We start from the raw sequence: 19,386 nt of genomic DNA on the forward strand, positions 1-19,386 counted from the left end.
ACTTTGTCAACAATTTAACAATATTGAAAGAAAAAAATTGCTGTGATAATATTTATATATAAGACAATAAGGGGGTTTTTATGATGGATAATTATGGTTTTTACACAGGAAAAAGCTTTGATGTATATGAGTTTTTCGGGTGTCATACAGATGAAAATGGTGCGGTGTTCAGGGTGTTTGCACCGGCGGCAGTCCGGATTAGTGTTATCGGGGAGTTTAACGGCTGGCAGGATACACCGATGAATAAAATCGGTGACGGCAATTTCTGGGCGGTCTATATTGAAGGGGTCAAGCCGGGGCAGATGTACAAATATAAAATTTATAAGCCGGACGGCAGCTGTATGGACCACTGTGACCCATACGGATATGGTATGGAGCTGCGCCCTGCTTCGGCTTCGATTGTAAGAAATCTGTACGGCTATGAATTTCAGGACGATGCATGGATGAAAAAGCGCAGTAACGGGGTGGCTTCGGCATTAAATATTTATGAAATCCATGCGGGTTCGTGGAAAAAACCGCAGAATGGGTGGTACCGGTATGATGAGCTTGCCACGCAGTTAGTTCCTTATTTAAAGGAGTACGGATACAATTATATCGAGCTGCTTCCGATTGGAGAGCATCCGTGTGACGAGTCGTGGGGATACCAGTGCAGTGGCTTTTACAGTCCGACTTCACGGTATGGCACGCTGGACGATTATAAAAAAATGATTGATATCCTGCACCACAATGACATCGGTGTGATCATGGATTTTGTGCCGGTACATTTTGCGCTGGATGCGTATGCACTGGCAAAGTTTGACGGAACGGCGCTGTATGAGTATCCGCATAAGGACGTTGGAAACAGTGAGTGGGGAAGCTGTAATTTTATGCACTCCCGCGGCGAGGTGCGCTCCTTTTTACAGTCCTGTGCGAATTACTGGCTGAAGGAATACCATGTAGATGGTCTGCGCATGGATGCCATCAGCAATATGATTTACTGGCAGGGCAATCCGGCGCGCGGTGTGAATAAGGATGCCGTTGCATTTTTACAGAACATGAATGAAGGACTGGTAAACAGACACAGTGGCATTTTGCTGGCGGCGGAGGATTCCACGGTGTATCCGGGTGTGACAAAGCGCGTGGCGGAAGGCGGGCTTGGATTTACTTACAAGTGGGATATGGGTTTTATGCACGATACGCTTGAATATTTCCAGAAAAATACGGGAGAACGTTTAAACAACCGTAATAAGCTGACATTTTCCATGCATTATTTTAAAGATGAGCGGTATCTGCTGGCATTTTCGCATGATGAGGTCGTGCATGGCAAGGCGACAATTATTCAGAAAATGAACGGCGATTATGACAGAAAGTTTCCGCAGGCGCGTGCGCTGTATGCGTATATGGCGGCTCATCCGGGCAAGAAACTCAATTTTATGGGCAATGAGATTGCACATTTCAGGGAATGGGACGAAAAACGGGAGCAGGACTGGAATCTTTTGGATTTTCCGAAGCACCGCGAATTTGCAGCGTATATGCAGGCATTGAATCACCTGTACCTTTCAGAGGAAGCGCTGTGGAACGATTACGGCGGTGACGGCTTTGAATGGGTCCATGCGGTATCCCAAAACTACCCGGATACGGAACATTCCTGTGTGTTTGCATGGAAGCGCAAGGCAGAAAACGGCAGACAGCTGTTGTGTGTATTCCAGTTTGCAGACCGCGCAGACAGCGTGACACTGCCGTTGGCAGAAGATGAAAAACCGGAACTGGTATTCGATACGGACTGGATGGAATTTGGTGGGGCAACACCAAAGCAGGATGAGGTTCTGACGGCTCAAAACGGCAGAGCGGTAACGAAAATGGCGGCATTTTCGGCAAAGTTTTTTGTGGTTGGGAAGCGTGACGAGGAAGAAACAGATAACATGGGAGCAGACACTACAGAAGCCGGTGAGCCGATAACCGCAGAACCAATAGAAAAATTGTCGGAAAATTCATCCGTAAAACTTGTAGACGGTGCATGGTTTGACCGTGCGGTGGTGTATCACATTTATCCGCTGGGATATTGCGGTGCACCGCAGTATAACGAGGGTGAAAAGACACAGGGAAGCCGCATTTTAAAGGTTCTGGATAGAATTGGGCATTTAAAGGCACTGGGGGTCAATACGATTTATTTCGGACCGGTATTTGAATCACTGTGGCACGGGTATGATACCTCGGATTATTACAGAACCGATTCGCGGCTAGGCGGTATGAAAGATTTTCAAAAAGTTTTCAGGGCATTAAAGGAAAATGGCTTTAAAATCGTGCTGGACGGTGTGTTTAACCATGTCGGCAGAGGTTTTGAACCGTTTCGGGACTTGCAGGAAAAAGGAGAAGCTTCCATATATAAAGACTGGTTCTGCAATGTGCATTTTGGCAGCAGTACACCGCTGGGTGATGCATTTTCCTATGATACATGGCAGGGCAACTGGGAGTTAGTCAAGCTGAACCTGAAAAATAAGGCAGTAGTAGACCACCTGCTCGGTGCAGTAAAAATGTGGGTGGAAACCTTTGATATCGACGGACTGCGTCTTGATGCGGCAGACTGCATTGATAAAGAATTTTTCAAGCAGTTAAAGGTGTATACACAGGGATTAAAGAAAGATTTCTGGCTGATGGGCGAGATTATCCATGGTGATTATAAGATGTGGGCGAATCCCGATATGATGCATTCCGTGACGAATTATGAGTGCTGGAAGGGCATTTATTCAAGTCACAATGATAAAAATTATTTTGAAATCGCCCATTCCTTAAGACGGCAGTTTGCAAAGGGCGGTATTTACGAAAATCTGCGCCTGTACAATTTTTTAGATAACCACGATGTCAACCGCATTGCAAGTCTGCTTAAAAATCCGGCGGATTTGGAAAATGCGTATACCATGCTGTTTTGTATGCCGGGCATCCCATCCGTATATTACGGCAGTGAATGGGGCATTGCCGGAGTGAAAACAAGCGGAAAAGAAGCAGACCTGCCGGTTCGTCCGCCGGTTGAAGAAGCGGAAGCGGCCAAGCGGTATACGAAGCTGGAAAAGCATATTGCGGCACTTGCCAGACTCAGACAGACGACCAATGCACTGGTTTACGGTGAATATGCCGATATTCTGGTTCGCAATGAACAGCTTGTGTTTGTCAGACAGTATAATAAGGAAGCGGTAATTGCGGCATTTAATATTGCGGATACAGCGGTGTCACTGGATTTTGAATGGCAGGGTGAAAAATATGCGGTTGAACTTGCACCGCATGACAGTCGTGTGATTGTAAAAGAATAAGAGGGGGGAATTATGGGGACAGAAAAATGTCAGAAACGCGTCCTGGTTGTAGAGGATAATGAACTGAACCGGAAAATTGCCGCACAGGTGATTGAAGATGAGGGCATTTTAACGGAATGTGCCATCGACGGTCTGGAAGCGGTAAAAAAGGTCAGGGAAGCACCGGAGCATTATTTTGATTTGATTTTAATGGATGTCCAGATGCCGGGGTTAAACGGCTATCAGGCAGCAGAGCAGATAAGAGGTCTTGGAAGGTGCGATACCAGTGCTGTACCGATTCTTGCCATGACGGCATACACATTTCCGGAAGACTTGAAGCGGGCAGAACAGTCGGGAATGAGCGGATATATTGCGAAGCCGCTGGATATGGACGTTTTATATGAAAAGCTGGAGCAGTGGCTTGTGAAAATGTAGTGATATTTAATTAAACGTATTGTCATCATGGTGAATGTGTGATATAGTATTTAAAACTAGATGAGTTGGTTCACACATGCAGGAGGACAGTAATGGGTTATAAGATTTTAATTGACAGCTGTGGAGAGATTCCGCAGTCACTGATGAGCACAGGAGTTGTTGAAAATATTCCGCTGAGTATTATGGTGGAAGATGAAACAATTATAGATGATGAAACATTTGATCAGAAAAGTTTTCTGGAAAAGGTAGCAAAGAGCAAAAACTGCCCGAAGTCGGCATGTCCGTCACCGGAAGGCTATATGAAGGCATTTGAGTGTGAAGCGGACAGAATCTATGTTGTTACGCTTTCATCAAAATTAAGTGGTTCTTACAACAGCGCAGTGCTTGGCAAAAATCTCTATGAAGAAGAATACAGCGACAAACAGATTGTTGTACTTGATTCTAAATCGGCATCAGTCGGTCAGACCCTGATTGCCATGAAGATTGTGGAAGCAGAGGAGGCCGGACTGTCCTTTGAAGAAGTTATTGCAAAGGCAGAGCAGTTCCGTGAAGAAGAACACACCTATTTTGTACTGGAATCACTTGAAACACTGCGTAAGAACGGCAGATTAAGCAATTTAAAGGCACTGGCGGCAGATGTACTTAATATTAAGCCGGTCATGGGGTCTGACCCGGACGGCAATATTGTCCAGCTGGATAAGGCAAGAGGCATGAAAAAGGCACTCGATAAAATGGTAACACAGATGTTTAAGAATGCCGGCAATACGGAAGAAAAGGTACTTGCAATTTCACACTGCAACTGTCCGGAGCGGGCAGAATGGGTGAAAGAACTGGCACTTTCCAAAGGCACATTTAAGGATTGTTTTATTGTGGATACCCGTGGTATCAGCAGTCTGTATGCCAATGACGGCGGCATTATTATGGTTGTATAATGAAAGTAAAACGAAAAAAGATATGGGCAGTTTTTCTGCTTGTAATTTTATGCGGCTTCTTTGTATCCGTGGCGGCAGAACCGTTTTGGTACGGGGAGAGCGTACAGGCGGACACAATGACCGCCGCACCACAACTGGCAGTGCAGACCGTGAGTTTAGAGCAGACGGCATTACAGATAAGGATAAATGTTGCACTGCGGATATTTTTAGCGGCCGTGGCAGTGATTTTGGCGGCAGGCCGGCAGTCAGCCCGGTATTTTCCGGAACTGCGGCAGATACATACCGGGGACAGCCGGGAGATTATCTGCTATATTCATAAGACGGATGGGAAAAAGAAAAACGCTTCTATGTAAGAATTACAAAATCGTATTATAAAATACAGACATAGGAGTGTATATAATGAAATTTCATTTATCAAACCTGTTTAACGGACGAAAGGCATTGGCAGAGCAGGATACTGACACCGGGGAAATGAACATTTTAAAGGCAAGTCTGCTGGAAAAACCGGAAAGTGCCATTGCACAGGCAAGACTGGCGGCAAAGCTGATGTTTGACGAAACGAAAGATGCTTCGATACTGGCGGCAGGGCTGCTAAAGGACTATGAAGAAAATGCCTATATGCAGATTAAAAAAAGTGAAGAAAAAGTAGATTTGTATGAAGACCAGATTTGTAATTATCTGCTTGAGATTTCAAAAAGGAAACTGACGACCGCTGAGAGCCAGCGTGTATCGGTTCTGTTACATACGGTAAATGACCTTGAAACAATCAGTGACTGTACCTGCAGTATCGGTCTGGCGTACCGGAATATGTATGAGAAAAATGCGGGATTTTCGCAGGAAGCCGCGCAGCAGCTTGAACTGGCACAGCAGGCAGTACGGGAAATGCTTGAAAAGACCCGTGCGATGTTTGACGATACCGGGCAGATGCAGGAAGTCTATGCGTATCATCAGGTCGTCAGTGAGCTGTTAGACCGGCTTCGTGAAAAACACATTGAACGGCTGAAAAGCAGCCGGTGTATGGTGGAGAGCGGGCTGGTACTGACAGACCTTATCAACTATTACGAAAGAATTGCCGTGCGCTGTCAGCGGATTGCAGGGTATCTGATGCAGGAGGGCAATGAGGCACTGAAAATCCACGGACATGAATACTGGTTTCCTGCAAAGGATTACCGGGAGTTATATGAAGGCTGCAGAGAACGGTATCTGGCAGAGGATTAGATTATTTGATTATTTGCGCAGGAGTTTTAACTCCTGCGCAGTTTTTATTGCCTGTTGCCGGTTCGTTGTATCTAATTTCTGAAAAATATTTTTGCAGTGAAACTTTACGGTATTGACAGAGATGTCCAGATAGTCAGCAATCTGGACATTACTTCGCCCGTCTGCAATCAGTGTCAGAACATGAAGTTCTGTCTGAGTAAGCGGCGTGAATTTTTCACAGCGTCTGCGCAGATAATCCGGATAAAGAAGCCCCATTTCCTTCGATAACGTAATAATCCGATCAAGATAGGCATCCTCAAGTCCGTGTGTTTTCCGGTAACTGCGAAGAAGCAGATACATTTGTTCACCTTCATCTGCAGCCAGTCTGTCAAAGCGGCGGCGTTTTATGATTGGAAGTGTCACATCCAGAAGCTGATAAGCACGGGTGTTTTGCTCAACTTGCATGGAAGATGGATACATATTATAATCAGTGGCATGAATATAGCGTCGGTCAGTCACATATTCTTGGAGATCAGTACTGGAGGGAGTCGAATCAGTATCCGACGGTTTATGTCGGCGGTCATGATGTGTGTTCTCTGTCACGGACGCACAGAAGATATTGTGTGGCAAGAACGTGTACATCGGCATGGTACCGCTATGAATTAAGTGTGTATAATATTTATCATCGTGACTGGTGTCACAGCATTGATTATGTGCAGACTGCTTATAATACATATGAGCTTCAGCCTTTGAACGCACTTGCACAGTATGCAAAGCAGGAAACACCGGTTTTTAATGCCGGTGATGCGGCAGGACAGAACTGTCAGGACCTTAAATGGTTAAAAGCAATCAATGAAAAGATAGATGCAAACCAATACTATGTATACGAAAGACATGATAATGGAGTAGTATATAATTATAAGACAGATAAAGTCTGGAAGCAGGTAGATAATCCGCTGAAAAATGGTTATCCGAGAGGTGTTACTACAATGGCATTTTTTCGGATTGCGAAGTAACACAATTATTTTACAAAAAAATCAGTGGACAAATAGAAAAAGTTTGGAATAATTCAGGATGAATCAGTGAAAAAATATTATAAATGGTAATTTTAATGTTGAAATTAAGTTCAAAAACAGATAAAATTGAACTTAAATAGTAAAGGCTGAACTTGATGGGTGGTAAAATGAGAAATTTTGATTATAAAAAACTGGCTGAAAAAAACTGGGATAATGAAATATTGCTTCTTTGTTCTAAAATTCATGAATATAAAGGCAGACAGGAGCTTTTTATAAGACAAAAACCTGCCCAGTTAGGCAGACTGATTGAGATTGCCAGAATTCAGAGTACAGAGGCATCAAACAGAATTGAGGGCATTGTAACGACAAGCACGCGCATAAAACAGCTTGTGGCAGAAAAGACTGCCCCCAAAAACAGAGATGAGAAAGAAATTCTTGGATACAGAGATGTTTTAAATACCATTCATGAAAGTCATGAGTATATTGATATTACACCGAATAACATATTACAGCTCCATAGGGATTTGCTTAAACATGCAGGCTTTTCATACGGAGGTTCTTTTAAAAATGTACAGAATTACATTAAGGAAACAAGACCGGACGGAACGGAGATTGTAAGATTTATGCCGCTTGCACCCTATGAAACACCGGGTGCGGTTGAGGCAATTTGCAGGAGTTTTGTAGAAACAGCGGCACTTGAAATTGTCGACCCGCTTATCTTAATTCCGGCGTTTATTTGTGATTTTTTGTGCATTCATCCATTTAATGACGGAAACGGCAGAATGAGCCGTCTGTTGACACTCCTTCTTTTATACAAATGCGGGTATGAAGTGGGAAAGTATATTAGTATTGAAAAGCAGATTGAGAAGACAAAAGATGTGTATTATGATGTGCTTCAGAAAATAGATTACGGTTGGCATGAAGAAGAAAATGATGTAACACCGTTTATCAAGTATAATCTGAAAATGATTCTTGCTTCGTATATTGAATTTGAAGAAAGAGTCGGTGTAATGGATAATTCGGGATTAAAGAGTTCTGCATATGATATTGTAAAGGCATATGCAGACAATAAACTGGGAAAATTCACGTCAGCCGATGTGCTTGCAAACTGTCCGACAGTAGGAAGAACTTCTGTATTTAATGCGCTAAAGAAATTAACAGAAGAAGGATATATACAAAAACACGGAGAAAGAAGGCATACATTTTATGTAAAGACATCAAAATCCCCGTGGTAAGTCCAAACAGATAAAATTAAGTTCAAAAGTTTATAGAATATATTCAGTCCTCATTGTGAAGTCGTCTGCGAGTTTTGCGGTATTTGGCAGGAATCTTTTTAAGCGGTATGGTTTCGGGTGCATGGGTTGAACCTGCTTCTTTGGCGGTTTCATAATACCAGCACTTGTAATCAAGTGTATCAAGAGTTTCCTGAAGCTCTGCCATCTGCGCACGCAGGATTTCACGCTGCTTATAAAATAATTCAAGGCGCTGTTCAATCGTTTCATCGCCCTGTAGGGCAAGATTGATGTACTCGCGGATATCTTTTAAAGGCATACCGGCTTTTTTTAAACAGCTGATGATTTTTAACCAGCCGTAGTCGGATTCCTGAAACATACGGATTCCGCCCGGAGAGCGCTCGACAAAGGGAAGCAGCCCCTCTTTATCGTAGTAGCGCAGTGTTGAAGCCGGAACATCAAGCATTTTTGCCATTTCACCAACAGTATAAATCATAATAATCCTCATTTCTGAGCGACTTTGTCGTGAAGTTGCGATGAGAAATTCGCGCAGGCGATTTCTCATCTGCAATCAGGGAGATTTGTTTTCGCTCAGAAACAAATCACCGTGTGAAAAATATGCTATCAAGCACATTTTTCACACTAACCTCCATTCCGCAGGCATTTTAATGTTGTCTAAATAACTTAAAGATTACTTTAACTTTAAAGACAGTATATCGTGCAGAAAAGATAACGTCAAGAAGGAACATAAAAAATTTTATGTTGATTTTACATACTTTTCATACAAAAAGGATAGCGGGTCAGACCGTTTCCCATTTACAATGAATGTAAAGGGAGGCGGTTTTTTGACATTTGAAGAAATAAAAAATAATGAAGAAATCAATGAATTTATAAATAAGGGAAATTATAATCTGGGACTTTTGGGATATACTGACCATTCACAGATTCACTGTTCCATTGTAGCTGATACAGCGGCGATGATTCTAAAAAAATTTGGATATTCTGAGCATGACATAGAACTGGCAAAGATTGCAGGGTATATGCATGATATCGGAAATGCAATTAACAGGACACATCATGCAGAATATGGAGGGTTACTTGCTGATGGAATATTGAAAAAAACGGACATGAACATTAAGGACAGAATAACGATTGTTTCAGCAATTTCTAATCATGATGAATCGACAGGAGGTGCGGTTGATTTAGTTTCAGCGGCACTTATTATTGCTGATAAGACAGATGTTAGGCGTGACAGGGTAAGGAGCGAAAAGGGAAAGGCTGCATTTGATATACATGACAGGGTTAATTATGCGGTCACTCAGCATAAATTGAAAGTTAATGTAGATAAGAAAACAATTTCACTTAATCTGCAGATTGATACAAAGATATGTTCAATGTATGAGTATTTTGAAATATTTCTTGGAAGAATGATGATGTGCAGAGGTGCAGCGGATATGCTTGGGGCAACGTTTAAGCTTATGGCAAATGGTTCAAAGGTGTTGTAATAATTATTTGGTAGTACATCATATGACAAAATATATATAGGACGTGCAAATGTATCAAGTGATGAAGCATTTGGCTTTCTTCCTGGAGAACTTGAAGATAAGACAAGACCATTGCTGGGCTGTTTTTATTCAAATCTTGAGGATTTACTTAGGAAGGGAAATCATGAAGAGGATGCACAGATACAGATGCAGATAGATGATATGATGGAAACGGGATTATTGAGGGGATTCCCATTAGCTTATATAAGTGGAATGAGCATAAAAAACAGTTTTATAATATGTGATGAAGCACAGAATATAGGCAGGTCCCTTATAAGGGATATTGTTACACGGTGTGGTCAAGGTTCAAAATTAGTAGTTCTTGGTGATACGAATCAGATTGATGTTCCGTTTCTGGATAAAACAAATTCAGGACTTACATATCTTGCGCATAATATGAAGGGAAGTACTAAATGTGCACAGATAACATTTACAGAGAAAGAATATGTTCGTAGTGCACTTGCAACAGAGGCACTCAGCAGATTGGATTAGAAGTCTGCTGAGGGCAGTATTCTGTATTAAAGAAAAACAGTTGGAAATAAAAAAATATAGGAATATTGGCATAAAAATATAAGCGGTCGTAATCGAAAATATTTGTGTTATAATTTGTTTTATGATAAAATATTATTAGAAATAAATTTGTAAAAATATAAGGATACAAGATTTGAAGTCTAATATGAATACTGTTGCAGTTTGGTTGTATTTAAGGAAATAAGCTATAAATACAACTTTTTTAATTGTAATTTTAACCAGATTGTTGAATGCTGTGTTTTTGTTGAATCCGGCAGGACGGTGAAAAAATATGATAGTATTTAAACACATTACGAAAAGGGAAAAAAGCTAATTAACATTTGGAATTGGATTTTGGGATAATAAGTCATGTATAGTGAGGGAAAATGATAAGTATTAATAGGGTGACATTTAATTATAGAAAGAATAGTAAAAGTATTCTTAATAATATTAATCTGGAAATTAAAGACAAAGAAATATTTGGCATATTAGGACCGTCTGGGGCAGGAAAGACAACATTAATAAAGCTGATAACGGGACAACTGGATTCTCAAAATGGAGAAATATTAGTTGATGGGTGTAAGCCGGATGTTCATAACAGGGAATTTAACCGGAAGTTTGGAATTATGATGGATGGTCTGGGATTATATGAACGGTTGACGTGTTATGAAAATGTTTTGCTTTTTGCCAGAATATATAATGTTATCGATTCATATGTTGTTGATGTGTTGAAACAGGTTGGACTTGGGGAACATCTTAACAAGACGGTTAATAAGCTTTCTACAGGTATGAAGCAGAGAGTTTTGCTTGCCAGGGCAATTATACATTCGCCAGCTATTTTAGTATTAGATGAACCTACAAGTGGACTTGATCCGGTAACTGCTGATGAGATTCACAAGATAATAAAAGAAATAAGACACATGGGAACAACGGTATTGCTCACAACACATAATATGAATGAGGCGGATAAGCTGTGTAATAGAATTGCGTTGTTAAATAAAGGCGGGATTATAGAGTGCAATGAACCTGAAGCAATAAAAAGAAAGTACTTTAAAAGTGGAAGCGTGTGTATTCATACAAAAAATGAAAAAGATATTTATCTGGATTTAGAAAAACAAAAATCAGAGTTAATAAATCTTATTCATAGCGGAGATATCGAAACGATTCATTCGCAGGAACCGTGTTTAGAGGATATATTTATTAATTTGACGGGGGAAAAGATAAATGATAAATAGTTTAAGAGTCATAAGAGCAATGATTAATAAGGAAAAGACGGATATTTTAAGAAATAAAAAAATGCTTATTATTATGTTTATTTTTCCTGTAATTTATTTATTCATTACTTTTGCAGGCATACAAGAATTTAAGGGAGACGGTTCGGCTTTTGTATTAATGCATTCTATCATGGTTCCAATACAGATAATAGCATCAATCGTGGCAGAGGAAAAGGAAAAAGGAACTTTTAAGATGTTGATGATGTCAGGCGTCAGAGCATTTGAATATATTATAGGCATAATGGTTATTGTAATGATGTTTCTGGTATTTGGAATGGTTATATTTGATCAGACCGGAGCAACAAAAAACAGTGATACTTTTGAAGCTGTTATAGTCAATATGATTGCTTTTATATTGTCTATGATGATTGGTTTTATTATTGGAGTTATATCAGACAATCAGGTAAGTGTAGGAGCGGTGAGTTTACCGGTAACTTTAATTATATTTTTTATGCCTATTGTGGGAATGTTTAATGAGAAATATGAATTCCTCGGAAAATATTTGTATAGTGGTGTACTTTTTAAAATTTTAAATGGTACACATTGTAATTTGGAGAATATTATAATTTTGTCAATAAATACAATTGTGTTAATTGTGATAGGATTTGCAATTGCGAATCCAGTAAAGATAATAAAGGAATAGATGAATTAAAACCGATAACAATAATCTTTAAATTTATTGTTTATATAAGATACATCTTAAATTATAAAAATTCATACTAGAAATATTATATATATGTATTGACTTTTGTATATACTATGTATATCATTTTTAGGAGAATACTATGCAAACTATATAACAAGAAACTAAAATAAACACATTCATCATAAAAACTGCCGTAAGACAGTAGAAAAATGATTATTGAAAATCAGTAAATCGAAATACCTGAATTTAAAGAATATTAACTTTATGGAGTCATAATGAGAAAAAAGGTAATTACATCGGCTGTAATAATTTTAATCTTATCAATTATATTATTACTAATAAATCATTATAAAGGACACAATTCGATCGCAGCACCTGAGATTACGCTTGTTTATGCGGAAAATCAGGTTGAGGATTATCCGACGACAAAGGGTGCTTACGAATTTGCACGCCTTGTTAATGAAAGAACGAACGGAAGAATTAAGATTGTTGTAAAATGCAATGGAGAACTGGGGGACGAAAAGTCAGTTATTGAACAGCTAAAGTTTGGAGGAATTGATTTTTCGAGAGTATCCATATCATCTATATCCGATGATATTCCGGCATTAAAAGTAATCCAGATGCCGTTTTTATATTCAGATGCACAGGAAATGCTGGATGTATTGAATGGAAAAGAGGGAATGCAGTTCGTAGATGCAGTCCGGGAAAGTAATCTTGGTGTAAGAGCATTATCATGGTATGATGCAGGCGCACGAAGTTTTTATTCTGTAAAGCCGGTTACGGCAATACAGGATTTGCAGGGTTTAAATATAAGAGTACAGGAATCAGAGCTTATGTCAGAAACGATAGAAATGCTTGGCGCGAATCCGGTAAAAATGACCTATTCAGAAGTTTATAAGGGGCTTCAGACCGGAAAAATAGATGGGGCAGAAAACAGTCTTGTGACATATACCTATTCTAAACATTATGAACAGGCTAAGTACTGTCTGATTGATGAGCATACAAGAATTCCGGAAGTGCAGCTAATATCTCGGTATACATGGGATAAATTATCAGATGAAGACAAGGCAATTATATCAGAATGTGCAAAAGAATCGGCTGTTTATGAAAGAGATATCTGGAAGAATACAGAGGAAGCTGCGGTAAAGATGATTGAAGATAAAGATATAACGGTAACGAAAGTGAGTGATGAAGAAAAGCAGAATCTAAGAGAAAAGCTGCAGCCTATATATGATAAATATTGTTCAAACTATATTGATATAATTAAAGAAATTGAAAAAAATCAGGAGTGACTATGTCTTTAAAAAGAAAATTCCAATATGTATATACAATAAGCAGTGCGGTGATTGCAGCAGCACTTGTACTGGGAATATTGCTTTCTGTAAAAGGAATGGACATGCTGACCAATACCCTGGATAATAATGAAAAAGCAATAGAACTGTATAGAGCTGTAACGAAGGAACATAATACATTAAAATTATATTTCGAGGATGCACAGACAATATTGCCTGAACAGATTGATGAAGTCAGGAATGATACAAAAAGGATTCTGAAAAAAATCCCGGCAGATTATAATGGTATGAATGAGGAGCAGTATATTGTTATCCAGTCTATACATAATACATATGACAGCTATGATACGATATACCGCAGTATTACAGAGTCGAATCTTAGTGAAAAAGAGTATAGAAATGCGATAGATAACTGTTATAAAGCACAGAATTACTTGGAAGATTATGTGAAAAAATATGAAAGCATAACCGTATCGTTAGGAAATGAGCAGTATAACGGACAGAAAAAGCTATTCTATATAATACCGGTGATCTGTATTATTATTGCATTTGTAGTAATTGTATTGTTTATATGGATAAGGCTTTTTATGAGCCGGAGCATCGTAAAACCAATTTTAATGCTGTCGGATGAAGCAAGAAGAATAAGCATGAATGATTATTCCGGTGATGATATCATAATAAAAGGTGATGATGAAATATCACTTCTGATTAAGGAATTCACAGAGATGAAACATTCAACAAAGAATTATATCGTTACGCTTAAAGAAAAACATAAAGTTGAACAGCAGCTTGAGCATATGCGTTTTGAAATGCTCAAAAACCAGATTAATCCACATTTTCTTTTTAATACATTAAATCTGATTGCAGGAACGGCAGAAATTGAAGATGCCGTAACAACGGAAAAGATGATAAATACGTTGAGCCGTCTTTTCAGATATAATCTTAAAACGCAGACTTCCATTATGCCGTTGGAGCAGGAAGTAAAAATAATGGATGATTATATGTATTTACAGCAGATGAGATTCGGGCAAAGAATAAAATATATGTGTGATGTTGATAAAGAATGTATGGATGAGCTTGTACCGGCATTTGTCTTACAGCCGCTTATTGAAAATGCAATCATACACGGCTTGTCCTCCTCATCTAAAGGTGGTCTTATCTATGTAAGATGTTTTAAGAAAGAGGATAAAATGTGGCTGTCCGTTGCAGATACGGGGATTGGAATTGAAAGAGATAAATTGAAAAATATCAGAAGATATATTGATAATATATTTTTATCACCGGATACCAAACCGGCTGCAACTGCTGAAAATGACAATAAAAGTGATGCGGATAACGGAATAAAGAGAAAAACCGTAGGAGTCGGCATAGGAAATATTGCGTACAGAATAAAAGGCATGTACAATAACAGCGGTATCAAAATTTATAGTGTAAAAGACCGCGGAACAGTGATACAGATATTTTTTGATAACTATAGTAAATGATATTCGGTGGGGGAAGACGGATGTATAGGGTATTATTAGTTGATGATGAACAGATTGAACGTATGGCGCTGGCTAAAAAAATAGACAGATATTATGGAGATAAAGTGGAGATATACCACGCTGTAAATGGAAGAGAAGCGGTTGCCATGTGCGGCGAACAAAAAAATGATATTGTTATTATGGATATATCCATGCCTGAAATGAATGGTGTAATGGCGGCGAAATATATAAGAAAAATGGATGATGAGTGTTCAATCATATTCCTGAGTGCGTATGATGACTTTGAATATGCAAGAAATGCAATTAAAGTCAGGGCTTTGGATTATCTGTTAAAACCCTGCGATATGAATGATTTGCTGGCAGTGATGGATACGGCATTACAAAAGCTTGATAAAGAAAATGTTTTTAATGGAAATAGTATCTCTGGGAAAGAACAGAATAAAGAAACAGAAATATGCGGAAGCAACGCTAATAATGTCAGAGAAAACAGACCCAAAAGAACAGATAATGTAAGGAATTCTGATGAGCAGACAACAATAAAATACTTAAAAGAGTATGTGGAAAATAATTATATATATGATATATCCATGCAGGAAGCCGCAGAAGAAATGGGATATTCAGATGCATATTTCAGCAAATTGTTTAAACAATATTTTAATCAGAATTTTACGGCATATCTTACAGAGTATAGAATAAAAAAAGCAAAGGAACTGCTTAGCAATACCAATCATAGCATTAAAGACATAAGCAGAATGGTAGGATACACGGATTCCAATTATTTTGCCAAAATATTTAAACGGTTAGTCGGCGAAATTCCTTCAAAGTATCGTGAAAATTTAACAGAAAATGAATGAAAAGCACAGCTCTTTCCGGATGTCATTAGATAAATAGGACTTCCGGTGGGGGCTGTTTTTATTTTGTATATAGTAAAACTGCACAATATAATTGCGTATAAACTGTGAAATATATCATGTTATGACAAAAAAATCTCCTCCAATGACAAACATTTACGGTATTAAAACCAAAACGATGCTTTTATTATATAAATATAGAATAAAACCGGTTATAAAGCAGAGGTTATTCAGTAATTTGGCTTTAATAGGTGTCAAAAACAAAAGGAGGAAACAGATGATTAAAACAATAATGAAACGATGTGCTGTACTGATGTTATGTATGGTTATGACCGTTGGATTATTTGGCTGTAATCTGTCAGTAAATAATGGAAAACGTATCGTAAGAATAGCGATAGCACAGTCGGAAACACATCCGGAATACCTGGGACTTGTTGCATTTAAAGAATACGTTGAGGAAAGACTGGGGGACAAATATGAAGTCCAGATTTTTCCAAACGAATTATTGGGTTCGATACAGAAAACAATAGAGCTTACACAGACAGGAGCGATTGATTTCGCAGTTGCGGGTACAGCGAATCTTGAAACATTTGCAGATGTATATGAAGTGTTTAGTATGCCATATCTTTTCGATTCAGTTGAAAGCTATAAGGCAGTAATGCAGGATACGGATTATATGGAAAATGTATATGAATCAACAGATTCTTCCGGTTTCAGAGTCCTTACATGGTACAATGCCGGAACAAGAAATTTTTATGGTAAAAAAGCGATAAATACACCGGCAGACCTTTCGGGAATGAAGATCAGAGTACAGCAAAGTCCCGCTAGTGTAGCCATGATGCAGGCATTTGGAGCGGCGGCTTCTCCGATGAGTTTCGGTGAAGTATATACAGCAATCCAGCAGGGCGTAATAGATGGGGCTGAAAATAATGAGCTTGCATTAACGAATAATAAACACGGTGAGGTTGCCAAGTATTACACGTATAATATGCACCAGATTATACCGGATATGCTTGTTGGAAATCTGAAATTTATTCAGGGACTTGATGAGGATGAATTAAAGGTGTTTAAGGAAGCAGCCTTAAAGTCTACAGAGGTTGAACTTACAGAGTGGGACAAGTGCGTTGAGGAAGCTAAAAATACAGCCCATAACGAGATGGGTGTGGAATTTATATATCCGGACATTACACTTTTTAAAGATAAAGTTAAAAATATGCAGCAGGATATGATTCAGAAAAATCCTTCGATTGTTGATATATACAATCATATTCAGGAAGTAAATAAACGCATAGGGGAGGAAAAGTAATGGCTATATTAGATAATATAAGAAATGTCATGAATAAAGTAATCAGAATTATATGTATAGTACTTTTTGCATTTATGGTTATTATTGGAACGTACCAGATACTTGTAAGATACATTTTCAATAGTCCAAGTACTGTATCGGAAGAACTTCTGACGTATTCATTTACGTGGATGTCTTTATTTGCAGCCGCCTATGTGTCTGGAAAAAGAGAACATATGAGAATGGGGTTTCTTGCAGATAAGTTAAGTGAAAAGAATTTAACAATACTTAATGTTGTAATTGAAATTATAACAATTGCATTTGCATTGATAGTAATGGTCTATGGAGGTATATCCATTACAAGTCTGTCGATGACTCAGAAGACAGCATCTCTTGGTATTCCAATGGGATATATATATATTGTTATTCCCATAACAGGAATTGTTATTGCAGTGTATGGCATATTAAATGTGACAGATCTTATCAGGAAAGGAGAAAATGTATGAATATAGCATGGTTATCAGGTCTTATTATATTAGTGATTCTTGTTATAATGCTTATAGCAGGAGCGCCGATTGCAATATCACTTGCAGTTTCATCAATATGTGCAATCCTTCCGGTATTGTCAACCGAACCGGCACTTGTAACCGGTGCGCAGAGAATATTTTCGGGAATATCAGTATTTAATCTGATAGCGATTCCATTTTTTATTCTTGCCGGTAACATCATGAATAAAGGTGGAATTGCCATAAAACTTATTAACTTTGCAAAGATATTTACAGGAAGAATACCGGGTTCGCTTGCACATACAAATGTTGTGGCAAATATGCTTTTTGGTGCGATATCAGGTTCGGGTACGGCAGCAGCTTCGGCAATGGGTGCTATTATAGGACCGGTTGAAGAAGAAGAAGGGTATGATAAGAATTTTTCAGCAGCCGTAAATATCGCCACAGCACCGACAGGCTTGCTGATACCACCTAGCAATGTAATGATTACATTTGCGATGGTCAGCGGTGGAACTTCAATAGCCGCACTTTTTATGGCAGGTTATATTCCGGGGATTCTCTGGGGACTTGCATGTATGGTAGTAATCTATATATATGCAAAGAAAAGAGGATATACAAGCAGTAAACGATATGCACTCAAGGAAAAAACTAAAATAATACTTGAAGCATTGCCGTGTCTTCTTATGATTATTATCGTTATCGGCGGTATTATTGGTGGTATTTTCACGGCAACCGAGGGTGCAGTCGTTGCAGTTGTATATAGTCTTATACTTTCACTTGTATTTTATAAGTCTATTAAAGTAAGTGAACTTCCTAAGCTTCTTATGGACAGCGCAGAAATGACAGGAATCATCATATTCCTTATCGGTGTATCAAGCATAATGTCATGGGTTATGGCATTTACAGGCATACCGGCAGCGATATCGGGAGTAATGCTTGGTATCAGCAGTAACAAGTATGTTATTCTGCTCATAATAAATGTTATTCTTCTTATTGTCGGAACATTTATGGATATGACACCTGCCTGCCTTATATTCACCCCGATCTTCCTTCCGATATGTCAGGCAGTCGGTATGAATACCATTCATTTCGGTATTATGATGATATTCAACTTATGTATCGGAACAATCACACCTCCGGTTGGAACAACGCTTTTCGTAGGTGTTAAGGTCGGAAAGACAAAGATAGAAGATGTTATAAAGCCTTTGCTTTATTATTTCGCGGCAATATTTATTGTCCTTTTACTTGTAACTTATATACCGGCTATTTCATTATGGCTTCCGGGATTATTGGGTTATGTAAAGTAGTGCTTATGTAAAATATCCCCATTCACAGAGTTTATATAATCTGTGAATGGGGATGTTTTTGTACATATATTATGATTAAGAGTAAAGCGAAGAATATTATGAAATATAGAAATATAAAAATCTTTATTGAAAGAAAAGTTGTTGTATGATACTATAACCGTATAAACGGATAAGGTATTTATAAATACGGATGCATGAGAAATATTGATGGAGGAAAAATTGTGATTATCAGTGAAAGAATTTTTTATGTAATGGAGCAGAAGAACATAACACAGTTGGAACTCTCGAGAAGAACTGGAATTGCAACGAGCAACATTAGTGATTGGAAAAAGAAAAAAACAAATCCTAAGGCGGATTGTTTGATTTCAATATGTGATGCATTAGAAATCACCGCTGATCAACTTTTAACGGGAAAAGGAATTGATCCGGAATGTAAAGATGCAGATATGGATTATCAAGTTACCAGGTCGGATATTAAGATTTTAAAACAGATACACAGTCTGGATGATACGCAGTATAAAAGACTGATGGCATATATGAAGGCTTTGAAGAAGTTAGAACAAATGGAGAGTATAGTGGAAAAATAGTCAATCATAATTTGTAACCGAT

19 protein-coding genes and 1 pseudogene are annotated in these 19,386 nt (G+C 38.5%); 18 read left to right on the plus strand and 2 right to left on the minus strand.

Annotation, left to right across the window (positions count from 1 at the left end):
• Nucleotides 1-80: 80 nt before the first annotated feature.
• The 5 genes from glgB to LI288_RS09120 all read left to right on the plus strand — a co-directional run bounded on the left by glgB (nucleotide 81) and on the right by LI288_RS09120 (nucleotide 5,851).
• Entirely contained in the window at nucleotides 81-3,287 is a 3,207-nt protein-coding gene (glgB, locus tag LI288_RS14440) for a 1,4-alpha-glucan branching protein GlgB (RefSeq protein ID WP_320055236.1), read from the plus strand.
• A gap of 12 nt (nucleotides 3,288-3,299) precedes the next feature.
• A complete protein-coding gene (locus tag LI288_RS09105) occupies nucleotides 3,300-3,701 on the plus strand; it encodes a response regulator (RefSeq protein WP_227090173.1) in 402 nt (133 codons plus the stop codon).
• Nucleotides 3,702-3,793: 92 nt separating this feature from the next.
• Entirely contained in the window at nucleotides 3,794-4,633 is an 840-nt protein-coding gene (locus tag LI288_RS09110; RefSeq protein WP_227090174.1) for a DegV family protein, read from the plus strand.
• Nucleotides 4,633-4,986, plus strand: a complete 354-nt coding sequence (locus LI288_RS09115) for a hypothetical protein (RefSeq protein ID WP_227090175.1) — start codon at nucleotides 4,633-4,635, stop codon at nucleotides 4,984-4,986. Before LI288_RS09110 ends, LI288_RS09115 begins: the two co-directional genes overlap by 1 nt.
• A 46-nt stretch (nucleotides 4,987-5,032) precedes the next feature.
• Nucleotides 5,033-5,851 (plus strand): PhoU domain-containing protein, encoded by an 819-nt coding sequence (locus tag LI288_RS09120; RefSeq protein WP_227090176.1) that lies wholly within the window; start codon nucleotides 5,033-5,035, stop codon nucleotides 5,849-5,851.
• Between the two features lie 9 nt (nucleotides 5,852-5,860).
• Here the strand turns inward: LI288_RS09120 and LI288_RS09125 are convergent, their stop codons facing one another.
• Nucleotides 5,861-6,295, minus strand: a complete 435-nt coding sequence (locus LI288_RS09125) for a response regulator transcription factor (protein ID WP_227090177.1) — start codon at nucleotides 6,293-6,295, stop codon at nucleotides 5,861-5,863.
• Between the two features lie 5 nt (nucleotides 6,296-6,300).
• On the opposite strand from LI288_RS09125, the gene LI288_RS09130 reads away from it, so the two are divergent.
• A complete protein-coding gene (locus tag LI288_RS09130) occupies nucleotides 6,301-6,846 on the plus strand; it encodes a hypothetical protein (RefSeq protein ID WP_227090178.1) in 546 nt (181 codons plus the stop codon).
• Between the two features lie 167 nt (nucleotides 6,847-7,013).
• Entirely contained in the window at nucleotides 7,014-8,081 is a 1,068-nt protein-coding gene (locus tag LI288_RS09135; protein WP_022431423.1) for a Fic family protein, read from the plus strand.
• 43 nt (nucleotides 8,082-8,124) lie between these two features.
• Here LI288_RS09135 and LI288_RS09140 read toward each other — a convergent pair whose 3' ends face one another.
• Nucleotides 8,125-8,574, minus strand: coding sequence for a MerR family transcriptional regulator (locus LI288_RS09140; RefSeq protein WP_022431424.1), 450 nt, complete (start codon nucleotides 8,572-8,574; stop codon nucleotides 8,125-8,127).
• Between the two features lie 325 nt (nucleotides 8,575-8,899).
• Between LI288_RS09140 and LI288_RS09145 the strand changes: the two genes are divergently transcribed.
• The 11 genes and pseudogenes from LI288_RS09145 (at nucleotide 8,900) to LI288_RS09195 (ending at nucleotide 19,364) form a co-directional block, all read left to right on the plus strand.
• Nucleotides 8,900-9,583, plus strand: coding sequence for an HD domain-containing protein (locus tag LI288_RS09145; protein ID WP_334301375.1), 684 nt, complete (start codon nucleotides 8,900-8,902; stop codon nucleotides 9,581-9,583).
• 27 nt (nucleotides 9,584-9,610) lie between these two features.
• A pseudogene (locus tag LI288_RS09150) lies at nucleotides 9,611-10,114 on the plus strand (PhoH family protein); the annotation flags it as partial.
• Between the two features lie 404 nt (nucleotides 10,115-10,518).
• Entirely contained in the window at nucleotides 10,519-11,367 is an 849-nt protein-coding gene (locus tag LI288_RS09155) for an ABC transporter ATP-binding protein (RefSeq protein ID WP_022431427.1), read from the plus strand.
• Nucleotides 11,357-12,049 carry an ABC transporter permease gene (locus tag LI288_RS09160; RefSeq protein ID WP_022431428.1) on the plus strand — a complete coding sequence of 231 codons (693 nt, stop codon included), beginning with the start codon at nucleotides 11,357-11,359 and terminating at the stop codon, nucleotides 12,047-12,049. The genes LI288_RS09155 and LI288_RS09160 overlap by 11 nt, the downstream gene beginning before the upstream one ends.
• Nucleotides 12,050-12,327: 278 nt before the next feature.
• Nucleotides 12,328-13,344, plus strand: a complete 1,017-nt coding sequence (locus LI288_RS09165; protein ID WP_022431429.1) for a TRAP transporter substrate-binding protein — start codon at nucleotides 12,328-12,330, stop codon at nucleotides 13,342-13,344.
• Nucleotides 13,345-13,346: 2 nt separating this feature from the next.
• Entirely contained in the window at nucleotides 13,347-14,828 is a 1,482-nt protein-coding gene (locus LI288_RS09170) for a sensor histidine kinase (protein WP_022431430.1), read from the plus strand.
• 20 nt (nucleotides 14,829-14,848) lie between these two features.
• Complete coding sequence (locus LI288_RS09175) at nucleotides 14,849-15,682, plus strand: response regulator transcription factor (RefSeq protein WP_227090179.1); 834 nt, start codon at nucleotides 14,849-14,851, stop codon at nucleotides 15,680-15,682.
• Nucleotides 15,683-15,956: 274 nt separating this feature from the next.
• A complete protein-coding gene (locus LI288_RS09180; RefSeq protein ID WP_022431432.1) occupies nucleotides 15,957-16,985 on the plus strand; it encodes a TRAP transporter substrate-binding protein in 1,029 nt (342 codons plus the stop codon).
• Nucleotides 16,985-17,470 (plus strand): TRAP transporter small permease, encoded by a 486-nt coding sequence (locus tag LI288_RS09185; RefSeq protein WP_227090180.1) that lies wholly within the window; start codon nucleotides 16,985-16,987, stop codon nucleotides 17,468-17,470. The genes LI288_RS09180 and LI288_RS09185 overlap by 1 nt, the downstream gene beginning before the upstream one ends.
• Nucleotides 17,467-18,777, plus strand: coding sequence for a TRAP transporter large permease (locus LI288_RS09190; protein ID WP_022431434.1), 1,311 nt, complete (start codon nucleotides 17,467-17,469; stop codon nucleotides 18,775-18,777). The genes LI288_RS09185 and LI288_RS09190 overlap by 4 nt, the downstream gene beginning before the upstream one ends.
• Before the next feature lie 221 nt (nucleotides 18,778-18,998).
• Nucleotides 18,999-19,364 (plus strand): helix-turn-helix domain-containing protein, encoded by a 366-nt coding sequence (locus tag LI288_RS09195; protein ID WP_022431435.1) that lies wholly within the window; start codon nucleotides 18,999-19,001, stop codon nucleotides 19,362-19,364.
• Nucleotides 19,365-19,386 lie beyond the last annotated feature (22 nt).

The organism is Lachnospira pectinoschiza (genome assembly GCF_020564355.1).
GTDB lineage: Bacteria > Bacillota > Clostridia > Lachnospirales > Lachnospiraceae > Lachnospira > Lachnospira intestinalis.

Coding starts and splice junctions, on each gene's coding strand:
- LI288_RS09155 (WP_022431427.1), top strand. CDS start 10,519: ATGATAAGTATTAATAGGGTGACATTTAATTATAGAAAGAATAGTAAA.
- LI288_RS09125 (WP_227090177.1), bottom strand. CDS start 6,295: ATGCAAGTTGAGCAAAACACCCGTGCTTATCAGCTTCTGGATGTGACA.
- LI288_RS09110 (WP_227090174.1), top strand. CDS start 3,794: ATGGGTTATAAGATTTTAATTGACAGCTGTGGAGAGATTCCGCAGTCA.
- LI288_RS09175 (WP_227090179.1), top strand. CDS start 14,849: ATGTATAGGGTATTATTAGTTGATGATGAACAGATTGAACGTATGGCG.
- LI288_RS09190 (WP_022431434.1), top strand. CDS start 17,467: ATGAATATAGCATGGTTATCAGGTCTTATTATATTAGTGATTCTTGTT.
- LI288_RS09120 (WP_227090176.1), top strand. CDS start 5,033: ATGAAATTTCATTTATCAAACCTGTTTAACGGACGAAAGGCATTGGCA.
- LI288_RS09180 (WP_022431432.1), top strand. CDS start 15,957: ATGATTAAAACAATAATGAAACGATGTGCTGTACTGATGTTATGTATG.
- LI288_RS09130 (WP_227090178.1), top strand. CDS start 6,301: ATGGATACATATTATAATCAGTGGCATGAATATAGCGTCGGTCAGTCA.
- LI288_RS09160 (WP_022431428.1), top strand. CDS start 11,357: ATGATAAATAGTTTAAGAGTCATAAGAGCAATGATTAATAAGGAAAAG.
- LI288_RS09170 (WP_022431430.1), top strand. CDS start 13,347: ATGTCTTTAAAAAGAAAATTCCAATATGTATATACAATAAGCAGTGCG.
- LI288_RS09135 (WP_022431423.1), top strand. CDS start 7,014: ATGAGAAATTTTGATTATAAAAAACTGGCTGAAAAAAACTGGGATAAT.
- LI288_RS09165 (WP_022431429.1), top strand. CDS start 12,328: ATGAGAAAAAAGGTAATTACATCGGCTGTAATAATTTTAATCTTATCA.
- glgB (WP_320055236.1), top strand. CDS start 81: ATGATGGATAATTATGGTTTTTACACAGGAAAAAGCTTTGATGTATAT.
- LI288_RS09105 (WP_227090173.1), top strand. CDS start 3,300: ATGGGGACAGAAAAATGTCAGAAACGCGTCCTGGTTGTAGAGGATAAT.
- LI288_RS09115 (WP_227090175.1), top strand. CDS start 4,633: ATGAAAGTAAAACGAAAAAAGATATGGGCAGTTTTTCTGCTTGTAATT.
- LI288_RS09145 (WP_334301375.1), top strand. CDS start 8,900: ATGAATGTAAAGGGAGGCGGTTTTTTGACATTTGAAGAAATAAAAAAT.
- LI288_RS09140 (WP_022431424.1), bottom strand. CDS start 8,574: ATGATTTATACTGTTGGTGAAATGGCAAAAATGCTTGATGTTCCGGCT.
- LI288_RS09185 (WP_227090180.1), top strand. CDS start 16,985: ATGGCTATATTAGATAATATAAGAAATGTCATGAATAAAGTAATCAGA.